Raw genomic sequence first — 17,605 nt, 5'->3', positions numbered from 1 at the left:
TAGGTGCAAGATTTGGATAGTTTAAAGTGTAAAAGGATACTGTAAACATGTTTAAGATTTAATACAAGAGTTATTTAATACATCAAAATCGGTATTTTTAACCTGTAAAAGGAATCATCAAAATGACTAATATCGAAGAACACCGTTTTTGGTTGAATGCCAAAAAGATGATACAAGATCGATTAAGTATTACCGACGATAAAGCCGAAGATACAGTGATTGATGAGCGTATCCGCGGCGATGTGCACATGAAGGGGGCAAACTTATGGATTTTAATGTTTGCTATTTTTGTTGCATCAATCGGTCTGAATGTTAATTCTACGGCGGTTATTATCGGGGCAATGTTAATTTCTCCTCTTATGGGTCCGATCATGGGGATCGGTTATGGTGCCGGAATCAATGATTTTGCACTGATTCGTCAAGCCTTTAAAAATTTGGCAATTGCAACACTGATCGGTCTGTTGACATCAACTCTCTATTTTTTGATTTCACCCCTAGATACAGCACAATCTGAACTTTTGGCTCGAACAACACCGACCGCATGGGATGTATTGATCGGCCTTTTTGGCGGATTGGCCGGAATCGTCGCAGCAACCCGGAAAGAAAAGACGAATGTTATCCCGGGTGTTGCCATTGCAACAGCACTGATGCCGCCGTTATGTACGGCAGGGTTTGGTTTGGCAACAGGGCATTGGAACTACTTTTTCGGGGCGTTTTATCTCTATACTATTAACTTTGTATTCATTGCTTTGTCCGCATTTTTAATCGTTCGTGCTTTTAATATAACCGAGAAAAAATATGTCGATCCGGATGTAGCAAAACGGGCACAACGCTATATCATTGCCGTAGCCGTTTTAACCATCATACCAAGTTCTTATTTAGCGTATCAACTTGTCGGCAAAGAGGTTTTTAAAGCCAAAGCATCCGCTTTTGTGAATGAGCAACTGAATTTTAAAAATACCAATGTGGCTCAGGTAAAAATTGATCCGAAAACAGAAGAAGTAAAAGTATTTTTGATTGGAGATTATATTCCGCAAAGTGAACTGAACAACATAAGTGCGCGTCTAGGAAGTGCCGGTTTAGAAAATGCCAAACTCAAAGTTTATCAAAACGGTGAACAGGAAGGAGTTGATATATCAACGCTAAAAGCCGATATCGTCGCTGATTTGTATCGAAATACAAAAGCGGATCTTCAAGAAAAAGAGAAAAAAATTACTCAGTTAAAAGAAAAAATACAGCTTTTATCCCATAACCGTGAATACTATACCGCCATTCCGAACGAGCTTCAAACACTTTTCCCGAAAGTGCACAATGTTATTCTCTCAGAAAATTATGATCCACTGGCAGCAGAACATAATATCAGTGAAACCCGCCTGATTCTCAATGGCGATGCCAAAAAACGGATAAGCCAAAATGATCGCGAAAAAATCGAAGCGTGGTTGAAAATGCGGACAAAATCGGATAATGTCAAAATTATTATTCACTAAAATTTCGTTGTCGTTTTGTTAGTAGTATCCCAATACGATGAACTGAACGTACCATATTGCAATCGATACAATGTAGCCTAATAATACGGTCCATCCCAGTTTTATATGGGATGCAAACGTATAAATCCCGGGCATTTTTCCCATCACTCCGACACCTGCTGCACTTCCGAAACTGATCAACGATCCCCCGATACCCGCGGTCATCGTCACCAGCATCCATTGAGCCTGATCAATTGCCGGATTCGCTTTAAGAACGGCCGACATCACCGGAACGTTATCTACGATTGCCGAAAGGAAGCCCACTCCGATATTAACGACAGTCGGATCAAATCGTTCATATAACTCTGCGGCATAGGTTAAAAAGCCTACGAAATGAAGAGCCCCGACCGCGGCCAGAATACCGAAAAAGAAAAGCAGTGTATTGTTTTCTATTTTACTCATCGCCTGGAAAATACTGACATCCTGCTTGTGCTTTTTTTGGAGACGATACATATAAAGCTGCAAAATTGAGAGTCCGAAAAGCATTCCCCACATCGGAGGCAAATGCATTACCTGCTTACCGATAACCGCTAATGCAATGGTTAAAGCACCGATACCGATAATAACTTCTCCCCCTTTGAGAATTTCAATTTTTGAAGCTGCATCAGGATCACCATCTTTATTCGGATCAAGATCGGGAACATATCGGCTCAATAAAAATGCCGTGACGAGCCATCCAAAAAATGCTGCCGGAAAAAGATAAAGAAATTCAACAAATGCCCCCTTTTCCGCTGCCCATACCATAAGCGTCGTAATGTCTCCAAAGGGGCTCCATGCTCCACCGGCATTGGCAGCGACGACAACATTGATCGCACTTGGGACTAAAAATGCTTTATCCTTCCCGTCAATCGTCAGTAAAACGGTGGAAAGTATGAGTGCCGTCGTCAGATTATCCGCTATCGGTGAGATAAAAAATGCAAGTAATCCGGTAATCCAAAAAAGTTCACGATAACCGTACCCTTTGGCAATCAACTTCGATCGTAAAGCACCGAATACCCCACGTTCGATCAAGGCTTCGATGAATGTCATCGCTACAAATAAAAAGAAAAATATCTCTGCAATTTCTAAAATAAGGTGGTCAATAGCAGCTTCAAAAGGGGTAAAATCTACCCCATTTATAAAATAGTATCCTCCGATTAACACATACATAAGCGTGCCGATAAAAAGGGCCGGTTTCGCTTTATCAAGATGATATTTTTCTTCTACGGCAATAAAATAATACCCTACGACAAAAATAATCAATAATAGCCATCCGAACGGATGTGCGGCAAGATTCAACGCCGTATGTTCGGACGCTTGAGCTATCATTTTTTATTTCCTTCGTTCATAAAATGGACACCTATCGATTCGGTACGGTTTAAAGCTCCTTCAATAATCGCTAGTGCACTTAAAAGACGAAGACGCAATAATCTTCCGATTTTTTCCCTGAGCATCGTTTCAACTGCCTCTTTGGCATACTGTAACCCTTTTGTGGTTCGGACAATCGAAACGTTATCCCACATAATGTGGCGTAGAGCATCTTTTTTTTCTTTATCTTCGGGGAATTCAAGTACTTCTTCTGATATCTCAAAATGACCGTCACAACTTTTAAGCGGATGTGCCAAGATGGATTCTGCAGCTTTTTGTGCAAAAACAAGACCTTCCAATAAAGAATTACTCGCCAATCGGTTAGCCCCATGCACTCCTGTCGAAGCTGCTTCTCCGGCAGCATAAAGTCCTCTCAGCCCCGGTATACTTCCGTCAATATTGGTTTTAATCCCCCCTACCGCGTAATGGAAGGCCGGGGAAATCGGAACCCGATCTTTCGGGAGATGAAATCCCATATCGTTCAATGATTTGTAAATATTCGGAAAGCGCTCTTTGAAATATTCGCTCTCAAAATCTTCGCATGAGAGGTACACTTGTTTTCCGCTTCGCTGTTTGTAATCGTAAATAGCCCGGCTGACGATATCACGAGGTGCGAGTTCACCACGCGGATCGTACTCAAATAAAAAGCGGTATCCATTTTCATCGACAACATGCGCCCCCTCTCCTCTGAGTGCTTCGGAAAGGAGCTGTTTACGTGCCCAGTTATTCGCCACAAAAACAGTCGGATGGAACTGCATCATCTCCATTGACTCGAGTTTTATCCCTTTCTCAATGCAAATCCCATGCAGATCACCGCTAATCGTCGAAGCATTGGTATGGTACTCATACAGCGATCCGACACCGCCGCTGGCAATAACAACGTTATCCGCATAAATGAGTCGGCGTTTGCCTTCATTGATCACTTCGACGCCGCAGCATTGATTGTTTTCGATCAATAAATCGACTACCGTTGCATCGCTGAGCATCGGATGGGGGTTTTGGTTGAGTAGGAAAAAGTGTAAATGCCGCCCCGTGGCGTCCCCTCCGGCATGGAGAATACGGCTGCGCGAGTGGGCAGCTTCTCTGGTATAGAGTAAATTTCCGTCTTCGTCTTTATCAAATCCGAAGCCGCGATCGATGAGATCATGGATTACCCCTTGCGAATGCTCGCTCATCATTCGAACCGCTTGGGTATTGCACATTCCCGCCCCCGCGTCAAGGGTATCGTGAATATGTAGCTCAATATCTGTATCATCATACGCCGTTGTTACACCCCCTTGGGCATAATAGGTATTGCATTCCCAGGGATAGGATTTGTTGATAACCAAAACTTTCATCGTTTTTGGCAGTGCAATTGCCGTATACAGTCCTGCTACACCCGAACCGATAATTACTACATCATAACGCACCGGTAGAGTTCTCTTTCGGCTGAGGTTTCGAATAATACGGAGGCGCTTTATAGCCACATCCGCCTAATAATGCCGCGATTGCGACGGCGCATAAGGCAATAGTTATTTTTTTTGCCATTTAATCCCCTCATCTTCTTCTATGGGGATGTTATAATAGCTTGAATAAATTACTCATTAAGAGATTTGCTATGCTTGATCAAATTCGCTCCCTTCCGCATCAAGCGGGAATTTATCAATACCTCGATGAAAAAGGGAGAATTCTCTACATCGGAAAAGCAAAAAATCTCTCTAAACGGGTTAAAAGCTATTTTAATCTCACTCCGACACTCTCACCTAAAATGACATTATCCTTACGAATTCAAAAAATGCTTTCCGAAACGGTAGGACTGCATTACATCATTGTCGAAAATGAGCACGACGCCCTCATTTTAGAAAATTCTCTTATCAAACAGCTCAAACCCAAATACAATATTCTTCTTCGCGATGATAAAACCTACCCTTACCTCTACGTCGATATGGAGGAAAAATATCCCCGATTTGAACTCACCCGAAAAATCATCAAAGGTAAAGGCGTCCGCTATTTCGGTCCATTTTCGGTAGGGGCACGGGATATTCTCGATTCCCTCTATGAACTGCTAAAGCTGGTACAGAAGAAAAGCTGTCTGAAGGGGAAAAAAGGGTGCTTGTTTTATCAGATGGAACAATGCCTTGCTCCCTGTGAATTTCCCATCCCCCGCGAAACCTATCTGCCAATGGTCACGCAGGGGATCGAGTGGATTCAAAACAAACGGCGTCTTATCAAACAGCTCGAAACAAAAATGGAATTTTATTCCGAATCGCTCCGTTTTGAAGAGGCACTTGTCTTAAGAGATCGGATTGAGAGGATCAGCAAAAGTGAGCTCACCTCGCAAATCGATATGGCTTCGAATGAAAACTATGATGTATTTGCCATTGCACTGAATGAAACACGGGCCTGTATACTTCGACTTTTTATCCGCGAGGGGAAAGTCGCATCCAGTACCCACGATTTTCTCCCACTGAGCCTCTCATTTTCTCTTGATGAAGCCTATGAACGGACATTGATAGGATTTTATGGAAACGAAATCCCCCCTATTATTGCCCCTATTTTAACCGCTCATCCATTTGAATCCCGTGAATGGGTTCGCGATCATCTCACTACTCTCTTCGGAAAAAAAGCGTCCATTGAAATACCTCAACGAGGAGGGAAAAAAGAGTTGATCGATCTTGCCCTCACCAATGCATATGAGCTGCTGCGCACACAACAACCCTCCAACGAATCACTTTTATACACCCTACAAGAGCTGTTCAAGCTCGATACGCTCCCAAGGCGTATCGAAATATTCGATAACTCTCATTTTGGGGGTACTGCACCCGTTGGAGCTATGGTCGTTTATGATAACGGGCATTTTGATAAAAAAGGATATCGTACCTTTCATCTGCAGAGCCATGACGAATACGGGCAGATGTCTGAAATGCTGCGTCGTCGAATCGAAGGATTTGCGGATAATCCTCCGCCTGATCTTTGGGTGCTTGACGGAGGGGAAACATTACGCATATTAGCGGTTGATTTGCTCAACTCGCATGGAGTTCACCTTGACGTTATTGCTATCAGTAAAGAGAAAATTGATGCAAAAGCACACCGGGCAAAAGGTTCCGCACGTGATATTCTCCATACCGACGACGATACCTTGCGACTCGAGGGCACCGATAAACGGCTCCAATTTGTCCAAATGCTTCGTGACGAAGCACATCGAAGTGCCATTACATTCCACAAAAAAAGCAAACTAAAACTCGATCAACACTCAAAACTCCTTTCCACACATGGAATTTCCCAAGCAAAAATTCATAAACTCCTTGAATATTACGGAACCTTTGAAGCCATTGCAAAAAGCGATTTTGAGACTCTTCAGGAACTAATCGGGGCAAAAGATGCAAAAAATATCCAAAATTGTTATCAAGAAGAGATATCTAAGTAATCTTTTATGGAGTTTATGCCATATTCCACGGATTGTGTTTTCAGCAGTTTTTTAGCTAAGGGGTCAAATGATGGAAAAACCTATACCAATCGATGAAGAATATCTTTTTGATGGGCGTGCTATTGTCAGTGAAACGGATCTTAATGGGGTCATTACGTTTGCCAACCGGAAATTTTGCGAAATCTCCGGCTACAATGTTGAAGAACTGATCGGTCAGCCTCACAACATTATCCGCCATCCTGATATGCCTAAGGCAGGGTTCGAGCAAATGTGGAAAACTATCCAGTCCGGTAGCATTTGGCACGGTTTGGTTAAAAACCTTAGAAAAGACGGCCGTTATTATTGGGTAGATACGGAAGTTACTCCGACCTATGACACAAATGGTCAGGTTAAAGGATATATGGCTGCTCGAAAGCCCGCATCCCGAAAAAATATTGAAGAGACTGCCGCGTTATACAAAAAAATGCTTGAACAAGAACAATAGGGGGAATGAGTGTTATTTTACAATCATAAACACGAATTTATAGGTATCGATGAAGAGGGGCTGAAGCTTCTCAATTACGCTACTCTAGAAGAATTATTAGGAGTATGTGCCGATGTAGCCGACTTATTCGCCAAAGAGCCGGGATACATTCATAATTTTAAAAGTTTCGGTTGGATTGATTTTTTACTCCATGCCGATTCTGAAGCCCGTTCCGCTATAGTTCACGGGAATGGACGCACCTTCTCCTGTACTCTACAGGTACATAATTTTTACTTGTCTGCCGAACCTTCTCAAAACGGCTATATGATTGATATGACGCACATCCAGTCAATCAGTGGCGATGATATTAAACCTCATATCATCACACCAAAACTTCAGCCTGAAGTTGTTTCAACGCCTCATGAAGAAAAAGCGCCTATTACTCCGACTGTTTCCTCATCTTTACCTAACTATGAGCATATTACACCTACTCCTCTTAGTGAACCCGGAACATTAGATATCCCTTCTTATACTGAAAGCAGTTTTGAAACACCACCTGAACCGATAGAAGACTTATATACAAAACTTACTCTTCCATTAACCGATACAGAACTCCATGAAGAGATCTCTTTAACCCCTGCTGAACCTGAACGTCCAATGCTTGGTGATGTTCATTACAGTAAAGCTGAAAAAGAGTTCATCGACAATCTTAAAGTTGATAAATCATATCGTTTTGACCCAAATGTTGCAGCACACGAATTAGGTCTTCCTGTTGATTTGATTTTAGAATTTATCGGCGATTTTATTCAACAATCTTATGAATTTAAAGACGAACTTTTTGAAGCAGTCTTAAAAGGGGATACTAACAATATTAAAATCCTCTCTCATAAACTTAAAGGTGTTGCCGCCAATCTACGCATTGAAGACGCTTTTGAAACACTCAGTATCATTAACACATCAATTGACCCGATTGAAATAGAGGCTAACCTCAAATATTTCTACGCCATTATTAATAAATTAGAGGGGAAAGAACCTGCACCGGTTCAAGAAGAGATTGCGGCCAAGATTCCGGTTGAAACAAAAATTGCTGCTGCTCCTACCGCTACGGATTTGTCATCGGATGATGATATTTACGAATTTACCCTTAAACATGACGAGCCGTTGCAAATTCAAGAAGAAGAACTCACTATTGCTGACTCTACCGATGATACAGAAGAAAACTTATCTGATATGACAGAGACTGAATTCTTTGAAGATGAAAAAGAGATTGATTTAACTTCGGAAGACGTAAACGACGAGAATGCTTTAGCAAGCGTTCCGGTGAAATCCCTCAATTATGATAAAGTATTTATTGCCGGACAACTTGGTATTGAAGAGGATTTCTTTGATGAGTTAATTCATGAATACAAGCATGATGCACTCAAAGCCGGGCAAGAAATTTTGGCAGCTATCGGTGCATTTGATACCCATTCATGGAAACGAACAGCCGCTCAACTCAAAGGAATCAGTGACAATCTCCGGTTGAGCGAAATTTCGGATGAATTGGCAATTTTGTCGCTAACCAATGACGCGCAGGAAGCAAAAAAAGCTTCCAAACGGCTCAACGGTTTTCTTGAACAACTATAATTTTAGGACATAGAGGATATCCCATGCAATTAGGACTTAGAAATCGACTTCGTCTCATCAGTCTCTTACCGATTCTGATACTTTTCACTGTTGCCAGTTACTTTGTTTATAACTCCTATAGCAGCTATAAAGGTGCTGGACAACTTCAAGTTAGACTGGAGGGAAATAAGCAGCTCACCGAATTGATCAACAATCTCTCTCGTGAACGCGGAATGACCGTAATGTATATGGGGAATGCTTCTCCAGCGACTTTAAAATCACTCCAAGCGCAACGTCTTATCGTTGATGAGAAAATTGCTGCTTATGAAAAATTCCTAACTTCAATGGATCACAGCAGCAATGCTGAAAGTGAAAAAACAGCCTCTCTGAATGCTGTTGTCGCCAAACTCCAAAATCAGCTTAATCAAACACGTCCTATCGTTGACTCTCAAAAAGCTAATTTTGATCAAGTCTTTTCAGATATTTACAGTAAATCGCAAGAAAAGCTGATTTCTGAACTTGCCGAATTGGCAGAACTTCATTTCGATGAAGAGATTAACGCCCTTTCATCTACGTATCTATCCCTCGTTCGTGCAAGTGAGTACAGCAGCATCGAACGCGACTATATTACCTATCTTCTGTCGCGTGCAACTCCTCTAAGCAGTGATGAGTTAGACAAATGGACTGCACTTATCAGTAAAGCCGATATGTTTACGATTGAAGGGATGAGTGATAAAAATATCCAAGCCAAACTCAAAGCATCCTTATTTAGCGAAGACAACACTGAACTCTATCAAGATATCACAACAGAACGTAGCGGAATCTTACAAGTAAGTGCTACCGGAAAATATCCAACTCAATCGGGTATCTGGTTTGCAATGATCTCTGAAAAAATTGATGCCATTGACGGTGCCCAAAAAATTCTTATCGAAGCAATGGATAATCGGGCTTTAACGATTCAGCATAATGCAGTTCGCCTCCTCATCCTTGCAATTTTCGTCTGGATATTAGCTGTTTTAGTTGCCGTGTTGGGCTACTTCCTCTCTGCTGAGATTACCAAAAATATCCAAAACCTTGAGTCAGTCCTCAAACGTGTTGCTGAAGATACTCATGACAGTGAAGCCGAAGCACTCAGCCACACCATCAATCTTGATACTGCAGCGGGTACCGCGCAAGCGTATGCATTGCTTGAACGTATCATTGAGCAGACACTTAACGATAAGCAATATGCGATGGAAGCTTCCGAAGCCAAATCGATGTTCTTGGCCAATATGTCTCATGAGATTCGTACACCTCTGAATGGGATTGTTGGATTTACCGAACTTCTAAAAGATACAGAATTACATGATGAGCAACGCGAATTTATCGATATCATCGAAAAAAGTTCTGAAAATCTTCTCGAAATTATCAATAACATCCTTGACCTTTCAAAAATCGAAAGCAATAAACTTGAAATCGAAGAGATTGTCTTTAATCCGATGGATGAGTTTGAAAGTGCTGTTGAAGTCTATGGTGTTCGCGCATCTGAAAAACATATCGACCTTGCCTGCTACGTCGATCCTAGTCTTGAACGTCCGCTCAAAGGGGATCCGACTAAAATCAAAGAGGTTATTATCAATCTCCTCAGTAATGCCGTCAAATTTACTAACAGCGGCGGGGCGATCAGTGTCGACATTCGCCGCGTAGAGTCTGATACCTTAAATCGTGCTCGTATCCGTTTCCAAGTAAAAGACAATGGAATCGGTGTTACCAGTGAACAAAAATCTCGTATCTTTGAAGCATTCTCACAAGCGGATACATCGATTACACGTAAATACGGCGGAACCGGATTGGGTCTTACCATTTCAAGCCGTTTCGTTGAGCTTATGGGATCAAAACTTGATCTTGAAAGCGAACCGGGCAATGGAACCACATTCTTCTTTACCCTCGAATTTGAAGAGATCGAAACACTCAACGAACCGCTTAAAGGTTCATTCTCAAATATCAATGCGGTCATACTCGAAAGTAACAGCAAGAAAAAACTCCAAAATACTTACCTTAAAGAGTATTTGGACTACTTCGGTGTCAGCTATACAACCTTCCATGAGCTTGATGAGCTTAAAATGCTTGAACGTCAAGTCAACTACGATCTGTTGTTTATCGACAATGACTATACCAATGAGAATGACATCCTTGCTTATGCAACTACGCAGGAGCAATTAGTCCTTATCACCAAATCGTACTATATGAAAAAAATCGATTCTATGGGAATCGAAATTTTCAAAGTCCTTTACGAGCCGTTAAACAGTTCTAAGATTCGTGTAACGCTGGAAGCTTATGATGCCGAAGCGTTCAGTAACCGTAAACAAAAAGCAACCCGACGCAAAAAATTCGATGAGAAAAACTCTAAATTTGCTGCATCCGCTTTGGTCGCGGAAGACAATATCATCAACCAAAAACTGATTCGACGTACACTTGAAGACCTCGGTTTAGATATAACAATAGCTTCAAATGGTCTAGAAGCCTTTGAAAAACGTAAAAACGGTACTTTTGATATCATTTTCATGGATATCCAAATGCCGGTACTCGACGGAATCGAAGCGACACAAGAAATTTTGGATTTTGAAGAGGATTATGGCCAACATCATATCCCTATTATCGCACTAACCGCAAATGCTCTTAAAGGTGACCGTGAGAGATTCTTGGCTGCCGGAATGGATGAATATACCACTAAACCGTTAGTACGTGCTGAAATCATTTCATTGCTCAATAATTTCTTATCGCATAAAATTATTGACATTAAATCCGTTCCAAAATCCGTTCATGACATATCTTTGCCGGCTGAATCTGCTGAAGAAGTCGGATCACAAACAGAATCTTTTGTAGAACCATTGAAAGAGTCTTTTGAATCTCTACCGGAAAGTGTCGATGAGAGTACAGAGGTAACTGATGTAAATACCGCTGAAACTGTCATTGATGATGAAGTTATATTGGATGAAGATGTCACAACAGATCTTCAAGAAGAAGAAATTGCACCGGCTTCTGAAATCAGTGCTCCTGAGATTCGTCAATCGGCTTATGATGCAGATATATTAGTGGCTAAACAAAATACTTTGGAGATGAAACTCTTTGTACGTATTTTAGATGACTTGGGCTACACTTATAAAAGTGTTAGTACAGCCGATCAATTCATGAGCGAGCTAAAAGATCATCGCTATAAACTTGCATTATTTGATAAAACATTACGCGAGTTAAATCTCAAGGATCTGTATGATATAATTCGATCCAATGATAGTGATACATCGCTTGTCATGCTAATTGACCCAAGTGTCGCACCGGATGAGAACGACGCTATGTATGTACATGAAATCATCAAAAATATCGTTAACAAAGACTTACTCCGTCTTGTTTTTGAAAAATTTATTTAAGATTGGGGAAATCCTACAATGGATGTGAAAAAACTTAAAGTACTTGCTGTTGATGATGATATGATCAACCTCAAACTACTTAAAACCATGCTAATGAAAACCCCGAATGTTTCACAAGTTGTAGAAGCTAAAAACGGAGCTGATGCAATCGGTGTACTCAAGTCTCAAAACGATATCGACATTATCTTGCTTGACATTATCATGCCGGTAATGGGTGGTATCGAGATGCTCAAGGTTATCCGTGCAGATGAGACACTTCGCCAGCTTCCTGTTATCGTTCTCACAACAGATGAAACTAAAAAAGGGGAAGCGTTAGAGTGCGGTGCTAACGGATTTTTGATGAAACCTGTACGTGAGAAAGACGTCCTTGCAAAAATCGCACAGCTAGCACTTTAAATTTCTATACAATATACTGCTATTTCCCCCAACAAGGGGAAAATTTACTTACATAATACATCTTTTCAAAAGAAAATATAATATTATAATTTTTGAATTGTTCTCCGTGTATAGCGTATCGGTTCTGTAATATTTAAATCAGTACCACTGGTTACCGTTACATCCATTAGTATCGTTCCATTCGACTCAACCGTCTGTGCTACTCCAGCTGTACCTGTTATGTCGTTACAATTATTGTATTTTGTACGCACTCCTGCTGCATTATCATAAAAAAGTATATATTGCATATTAACGTTTATATTAAACATAGGGTTTGCGGCTGTTGGATAATCCATATTAATCGTATTAATACAACCTTGAGTTGCATTTACTTCATGTCCGGAAATAGCTAAAATAGCATACTCTGTTGCACTACGTGCCAACAACTGCGCTTGTTCATGCAAATAATCATCTTGTGTTCTGTTGTTTGAAATACTGGACATAGAGATTGCTGCAGCCATCATCCCACCTATTAGAACCATCATAAAGATTGCCATGATCATGGCAAATCCGGGGCGTTTTATTAATAAATAGTTTTTTCTTTGCATACTGAAAATGCTCCTGTTCCACCTGAGAGTTTACTATCACCTACACACACTTGAACTTTTAATGTGTCACCGATAGTGGCAAATGCTATAGAAGTGACACCTTGCATAAGAGTTTGTTTTGTCCCTTGATTATAGGTTTCTCCATTCCATGGCTGGTACCCGTACCATAATCGAAGACTTAATCTGTTAGGATCCGACGGGATAGGATCTGCGAAAAGCTCTACTGCATATGCCGTCCATGCTAAACGATAATACTCATATACATTTATTCCTGAGAAGTTACCGACTGTAGGGGCAAACTGATCGACTCCTGCGCCCACACGGATCGGATGCATATTGCCATTTTGTGTTCCTAAGGCACCTAGCCATCCAAAACCATTCATAACATGTATCGAATCATCGCCTACAAAAAAGAGGGCCGGAGCAACAACCCCATTTGGTGAAAGAGATGTAATTACACTTGTAATACGGTTCCAGTCACTGCCCGGAGAAACTAGATTTGTAGTTGATCGGGCAGCATTATCCACATCGATAAAACCACTCCAAGTAGGTGGTGTTACCCCTTTGTCCCCTCTCATCCCATCAACGTCATATCCGACCCATTCAAAAGCTGTTCCGGCATCTTTCACATCAACAGCATTTGCAATCGGAGCAATATTCCCATTTTGATGAACAACCATCGATTCGCGAATCCGGTATTGTAAACGATTCGCTATTTGTGTAACAGCTACTTCGCTATGGGATAACAAACGGTTATTAACTGTACCGACTACATAATCTTCATATATTCGCAAAAGCAATTCCGTTCCAAATTTAGCCAATATTCCAATAATGACGATAACAATCAAAAGTTCAATCATCGTAAAAGCGTATCTTACTTTTTTCATTAGTATCTTCTTTTAAAAGGTTTAGTTTCACCAATATTGGCAGCATAGGCATTTAAAATACTGATCACATCCGGATTTCCGTCATTATCTTCATCCCGACCACGTATAGTTATACTCACCATACGTAAATTTGTAGGTCTGGCTACCGGAACATTTGAAAGTACGAAAGTATTTGCACCAAAAGGATTGACAGCACTATAATCGATTGTTCCACCTGCAGCATCTAGTTGATCACTGACATAACTAACCGTTGTAAGCATAGTGTAATTTGCTTTGTATCCTGCAGCAGTATCAATTACTGCACCTGAAATATTTTTATCATTTGCTAAATCCGAAACTTGCCCATTGAAATCATCAATCCCTCGTACCAACACGCTCAGATTGTCATTCCCGATATTTGACACATTAATCTCTTGTCCAAAACCGTCTCGTCGTGTTTTCCGACTGACAAATTCGGGTCTATCTTTTAAAGGAGTAACATCCAGAGCGGGAGCAGTATCAGCACTTTGAGGGATATTAACTACTCCTGCCATGACATCGGCACCTTCTGCCGCTAATTCAGCATTGGTTGCATTTTCATCCCAGGGAAAGCTCAATGTCTGAAGAAGCTTTGCCGACGCTGCAAATACTGCTTCCTGATTCAAACTTCCCTCTGTGTTTTTGGCATTTACTTGGATAATCATGGGCACCGTAAGCACAGTGATACCGATGATAATCAACGCCATCAAGACTTCAATCAGCGTAAAAGCATTACGTCTTACCACATGATTCTCCTACTGGAATTGATCGCGGCATCGTTATCGGTAGATCCTTTCGAGTTGCTCTCCCCGATCCATCCGCTCTCTTTATTAAATTCAAGCATGTACTCGTTACTGTTGACATTAATGACATCACCTGGAGGGTTATAAATCAACCAAGGAGACGCATAATTTTGGATCACTACCGTATACGGATAACCATTATTTCCATTGTAATTTACTCCGTAGCGTTCAAAGCCTGTTTTTGTTCCGCTTACAACAATGTTATTTGTTGCATTTTGCTCTACCTGTGAGATGGTTACTTGATTGACAACTTTAATTGTTCCTGGCGTCGTTAAATCTAAATCGCCTCTACCGTAAGGAATAAGATATCGATCGGCATGATTTACTGCATTCGTTGGATCTGTGTCATTATGATCTAGGTTTAGGTACCAATACTTATCATCTCCCTGTAATGCCAATTTTCCGCTTGGAAGTTGTAATGGGTTAGCAAGATTCAAAGGGTTACAATTGTTTGCACCCTCAAGTCCACAAAATATCTCAAAGTTGACACGGACATTTCCTACTGCATTTGGTTGACCTTGCACTGAACGGATACGGGTATACTGACCTTGTGCCCGCCCATAATAGTGATCAACTCTAAATCCTGTAGCAGTATTACCGGTCGGTTCATGGGCTACAAGGCCATCAGCACGATGTTCACAATCTGTCGTAGTTGCACAACTGACATTAAAATCTCCATACGTAACACTAATCGGATTTACTAATACAGTATTACTTCGATCATAATTAAGCCGAACTTCTGTACTGAGCGTCCCCGCACCGTCTTTGGTAAAGTTGTTATCGCTAACGGTTCGTAACCATTGATTCTGGAATGGAATGATCGCTGTATCTTCATTTTCCAAAACTACGCCTGTCGAAACATTCTTGTCACTGAAACGAGCCTGGTAATTTGCCAACAGTTGATCTCTACTGTGGGTACGCGCAAGTGTAATATTTAGGTCATTTGCATAACATTGACGGACAAAATTGCTCAATGCACCGCCGGTTGCCCCTTGTGCCGTAATCTGATAATCACCCCGAACCGACATGTTCATCTCATCTGTATTATTGACATCTGCCATATATACAAATTTATAATCACCAGTATTAAGTGTTATATTTGGTGTAGGTGGGACGGTAGAAAGATTTTCATCTCCAATACTAAATTTTCCAACCATCCCGAATTTATATGGATGAACAGTTAGATTGTAATCGTTGTATTGGGCTCCGTTATTGTGGTTCAAATGGTTTGAAGAAATAGTGCATCCAACCATATTTTGGTAATACGTATTATTGACCGCATCATAGAGAGGTACTTCACTTCCCGATGCACAATCATCTCCTGCGATCCAATTCGTGTTTCCGATATGATGGTCCATTGGAGCCTGGTCTGCAGCTGCCCATTTTTTATCTCTTGCCTGCAATACATATCTTCCTACATTATTTTGATTGCGTGTTTGATTGCTGATTTGCCCGTCAATGAAATAAAAATCGAGATAAGGACTTGTCGTATCATTACAACCGGTAACAACGTGCCCGTTAGGCGACCATGCCAGCGTAACATTTCTATCAGCAGTGCCTTGATCACTGCTAAACGAAGCGACATAGCCAGGCGTTGGAGTCAAATCGACATGGTTTGTCGCATTGACATCAAAACGGTACATATACCCTGCCGAAATATTTGCATCAGCAGGAACAGGAATCGATCCGTTTGTATCTTTGATCTGCACATTGAATGCTTCAGGACGGATAGCAAAATTATCACGTGAACATACCACCCGTGTTTTCATTCCGTAGATACATTCCATACATGTCTGTAACTCTGCAGGCGTCATTCCTGTACCTCCGCCGGTACCATTACTTCCGCACCATTGAGGAACGGTATCTTGACTATTCGGGTTGCCGTCAATATCTTGCATACACGGCTCTCCTGCATACGTTGTGAAATTCAATAGTTTTGATCTTCCGTTTGCCAATGTCTGAATTTGAACCGATCCATTGTTGTCATCGAGGTTATAGCTCATACGGTATGCCACATTTTCACGTACCTGATTATAAAACTGACTTTCGGTCACACCGGTATTCATACCCGTACCCAAAAGGGATTTATCAAAATTGACATTGGTCGTATTGAAATCATAACTTCCAAATTGTACCCATGCTCTCGGGGTAATTGCGCTGCTCGGATTTGCACATGAGGTATTTATATCAAAATAACCACTTACGTCAATCATCTCAACTGCTACAGCCCCATCGGTCGCTTTAACCGTATTTAAATGAACCGGATCAAATGAGACAATTTTCATCTGTGTCGGACGATTTGCTACTTGGGTCGGAAGATTGTATTTAACGTTTGTCGAACCAGCTGCTAAAGTCGTTGTATTCAACTGTTTGTCTACCATATTGAAAATACCCGGCACCGGTTGATATGAAATTGTACCCGCACACATCGGTATATCGGTACCCAAAACTTCATTACCCGGAATTATTTGCCCTTCTATTTCCAACTCGTAATGTAATATTGCATTAATAGGCATTTTTAGCATATTGACCGAAGGCATCAAAGCATAGTTCAGAAAGAAATATTCATTCGATTTTATTTCTCCGATCGGAATATCATGTATATAGCTATCCGCCACACTCATGCCGTTCGAACCATCCGGAATCGGTGTTGCTGAGAGCTGATTAGGGGCGATAAGGCTTACCGTATTTGCTGAATATATTGCTTGACTTGTGTTGATATCATTAATATTCATTTTTATATTTTGTGCTGTCAATTCTGAGGTTTCCACATTTTTGATGTATATCGAAACCGGAACGACGGTATTAGGGAAAACGGGACTGTCGATTTGAGGTGTTTGATTGAGGTATGTTTTGTTGGTTATATACTGGTTGTTTTGTTTGTACGCGTAGTCATAACACAGCTGCGGTCCACGAATCCCCATGATTTTATTAACAAATACCCCTGTGTCCCACTGAGCATCAGCCGTATCCGCAATCGCCATTTTAAAATGGTAAGTGACCCCCGGAGTAAGATTATCGAGTGTCGCGTGCAAACGATGTGTCAACCCGTCAAATTCTACGTTTGTCATAGACTTATTTTGAGTACAATCATAATATGAATCTCGATTGGCTTTTGGTAAGTAACAATTATCAATAAAATATTTGGAATTTGTCAAGA

At 41.1% G+C, this 17,605-nt stretch carries 13 protein-coding genes and 1 pseudogene; 6 read left to right on the top strand and 8 right to left on the bottom strand.

Annotation, left to right across the window (positions count from 1 at the left end):
* Nucleotides 1-122 precede the first annotated feature (122 nt).
* Complete coding sequence (locus PHP90_RS07660) at nucleotides 123-1,487, top strand: TIGR00341 family protein (RefSeq protein WP_299927722.1); 1,365 nt, start codon at nucleotides 123-125, stop codon at nucleotides 1,485-1,487.
* An 18-nt stretch (nucleotides 1,488-1,505) separates the two neighbouring features.
* Here PHP90_RS07660 and nhaD read toward each other — a convergent pair whose 3' ends face one another.
* Genes nhaD through PHP90_RS07645 form a run of 3 tightly spaced genes read right to left on the bottom strand, consistent with a single transcriptional unit; the run spans nucleotide 1,506 to nucleotide 4,400 of the window.
* Nucleotides 1,506-2,834: a sodium:proton antiporter NhaD gene (gene nhaD / locus PHP90_RS07655; protein WP_299927719.1), complete on the bottom strand. Its 1,329-nt coding sequence runs from the start codon at nucleotides 2,832-2,834 to the stop codon at nucleotides 1,506-1,508.
* Nucleotides 2,831-4,282, bottom strand: coding sequence for an L-aspartate oxidase (nadB, locus tag PHP90_RS07650; protein ID WP_299927716.1), 1,452 nt, complete (start codon nucleotides 4,280-4,282; stop codon nucleotides 2,831-2,833). Before nadB ends, nhaD begins: the two co-directional genes overlap by 4 nt.
* Complete coding sequence (locus tag PHP90_RS07645; protein ID WP_299927713.1) at nucleotides 4,272-4,400, bottom strand: hypothetical protein; 129 nt, start codon at nucleotides 4,398-4,400, stop codon at nucleotides 4,272-4,274. The genes nadB and PHP90_RS07645 overlap by 11 nt, the downstream gene beginning before the upstream one ends.
* Nucleotides 4,401-4,470: 70 nt before the next feature.
* Between PHP90_RS07645 and uvrC the strand changes: the two genes are divergently transcribed.
* The 5 genes from uvrC to PHP90_RS07620 all read left to right on the top strand — a co-directional run bounded on the left by uvrC (nucleotide 4,471) and on the right by PHP90_RS07620 (nucleotide 12,150).
* Nucleotides 4,471-6,279, top strand: coding sequence for an excinuclease ABC subunit UvrC (gene uvrC / locus PHP90_RS07640; protein WP_299927710.1), 1,809 nt, complete (start codon nucleotides 4,471-4,473; stop codon nucleotides 6,277-6,279).
* 67 nt (nucleotides 6,280-6,346) lie between these two features.
* On the top strand, nucleotides 6,347-6,763 hold the full coding sequence (locus tag PHP90_RS07635; protein ID WP_366141109.1) for a PAS domain-containing protein: 417 nt from the start codon (nucleotides 6,347-6,349) through the stop codon (nucleotides 6,761-6,763).
* A 9-nt stretch (nucleotides 6,764-6,772) separates the two neighbouring features.
* Nucleotides 6,773-8,368, top strand: coding sequence for a hypothetical protein (locus PHP90_RS07630; protein ID WP_299927707.1), 1,596 nt, complete (start codon nucleotides 6,773-6,775; stop codon nucleotides 8,366-8,368).
* Nucleotides 8,369-8,391: 23 nt separating this feature from the next.
* Nucleotides 8,392-11,754, top strand: coding sequence for a nitrate- and nitrite sensing domain-containing protein (locus PHP90_RS07625; protein ID WP_299927704.1), 3,363 nt, complete (start codon nucleotides 8,392-8,394; stop codon nucleotides 11,752-11,754).
* Nucleotides 11,755-11,772: 18 nt separating this feature from the next.
* On the top strand, nucleotides 11,773-12,150 hold the full coding sequence (locus PHP90_RS07620; protein ID WP_299927701.1) for a response regulator: 378 nt from the start codon (nucleotides 11,773-11,775) through the stop codon (nucleotides 12,148-12,150).
* Nucleotides 12,151-12,233: 83 nt separating this feature from the next.
* Here PHP90_RS07620 and PHP90_RS07615 read toward each other — a convergent pair whose 3' ends face one another.
* From PHP90_RS07615 to PHP90_RS07600, 5 genes and pseudogenes are all read right to left on the bottom strand, one after another.
* Entirely contained in the window at nucleotides 12,234-12,737 is a 504-nt protein-coding gene (locus PHP90_RS07615; RefSeq protein WP_299927698.1) for a type II secretion system protein, read from the bottom strand.
* The gene (locus tag PHP90_RS07610) at nucleotides 12,713-13,624 is read right to left on the bottom strand and encodes a prepilin-type N-terminal cleavage/methylation domain-containing protein (protein WP_299927695.1); all 912 of its coding nucleotides are present in this window, start codon (nucleotides 13,622-13,624) and stop codon (nucleotides 12,713-12,715) included. Before PHP90_RS07610 ends, PHP90_RS07615 begins: the two co-directional genes overlap by 25 nt.
* Complete coding sequence (locus tag PHP90_RS07605) at nucleotides 13,624-14,313, bottom strand: hypothetical protein (protein ID WP_299927692.1); 690 nt, start codon at nucleotides 14,311-14,313, stop codon at nucleotides 13,624-13,626. Before PHP90_RS07605 ends, PHP90_RS07610 begins: the two co-directional genes overlap by 1 nt.
* A 6-nt stretch (nucleotides 14,314-14,319) precedes the next feature.
* Nucleotides 14,320-14,388: pseudogene (locus PHP90_RS14010) on the bottom strand (prepilin-type N-terminal cleavage/methylation domain-containing protein); the annotation flags it as partial.
* Complete coding sequence (locus PHP90_RS07600; protein ID WP_299927689.1) at nucleotides 14,382-17,603, bottom strand: choice-of-anchor L domain-containing protein; 3,222 nt, start codon at nucleotides 17,601-17,603, stop codon at nucleotides 14,382-14,384. The gene PHP90_RS07600 and the pseudogene PHP90_RS14010, both read right to left, overlap by 7 nt.
* Between the last annotated feature and the right edge of the window lie 2 nt (nucleotides 17,604-17,605).

Source organism: Sulfuricurvum sp. (genome assembly GCF_028712165.1).
GTDB lineage: Bacteria > Campylobacterota > Campylobacteria > Campylobacterales > Sulfurimonadaceae > Sulfuricurvum.
The sequence above is the reverse complement of the archived record's forward strand: the minus strand, read 5'-3'. Positions and strand labels throughout refer to the sequence as shown.

Bases quoted from the DNA above. Each gene is read 5' to 3' on its own strand.
- PHP90_RS07660 (WP_299927722.1), top strand. From the start codon at position 123: ATGACTAATATCGAAGAACACCGTTTTTGGTTGAATGCCAAAAAGATG.
- nhaD (WP_299927719.1), bottom strand. From the start codon at position 2,834: ATGATAGCTCAAGCGTCCGAACATACGGCGTTGAATCTTGCCGCACAT.
- PHP90_RS07645 (WP_299927713.1), bottom strand. From the start codon at position 4,400: ATGGCAAAAAAAATAACTATTGCCTTATGCGCCGTCGCAATCGCGGCA.
- uvrC (WP_299927710.1), top strand. From the start codon at position 4,471: ATGCTTGATCAAATTCGCTCCCTTCCGCATCAAGCGGGAATTTATCAA.
- PHP90_RS07635 (WP_366141109.1), top strand. From the start codon at position 6,347: ATGATGGAAAAACCTATACCAATCGATGAAGAATATCTTTTTGATGGG.
- PHP90_RS07625 (WP_299927704.1), top strand. From the start codon at position 8,392: ATGCAATTAGGACTTAGAAATCGACTTCGTCTCATCAGTCTCTTACCG.
- PHP90_RS07620 (WP_299927701.1), top strand. From the start codon at position 11,773: ATGGATGTGAAAAAACTTAAAGTACTTGCTGTTGATGATGATATGATC.
- PHP90_RS07615 (WP_299927698.1), bottom strand. From the start codon at position 12,737: ATGCAAAGAAAAAACTATTTATTAATAAAACGCCCCGGATTTGCCATG.
- PHP90_RS07610 (WP_299927695.1), bottom strand. From the start codon at position 13,624: ATGAAAAAAGTAAGATACGCTTTTACGATGATTGAACTTTTGATTGTT.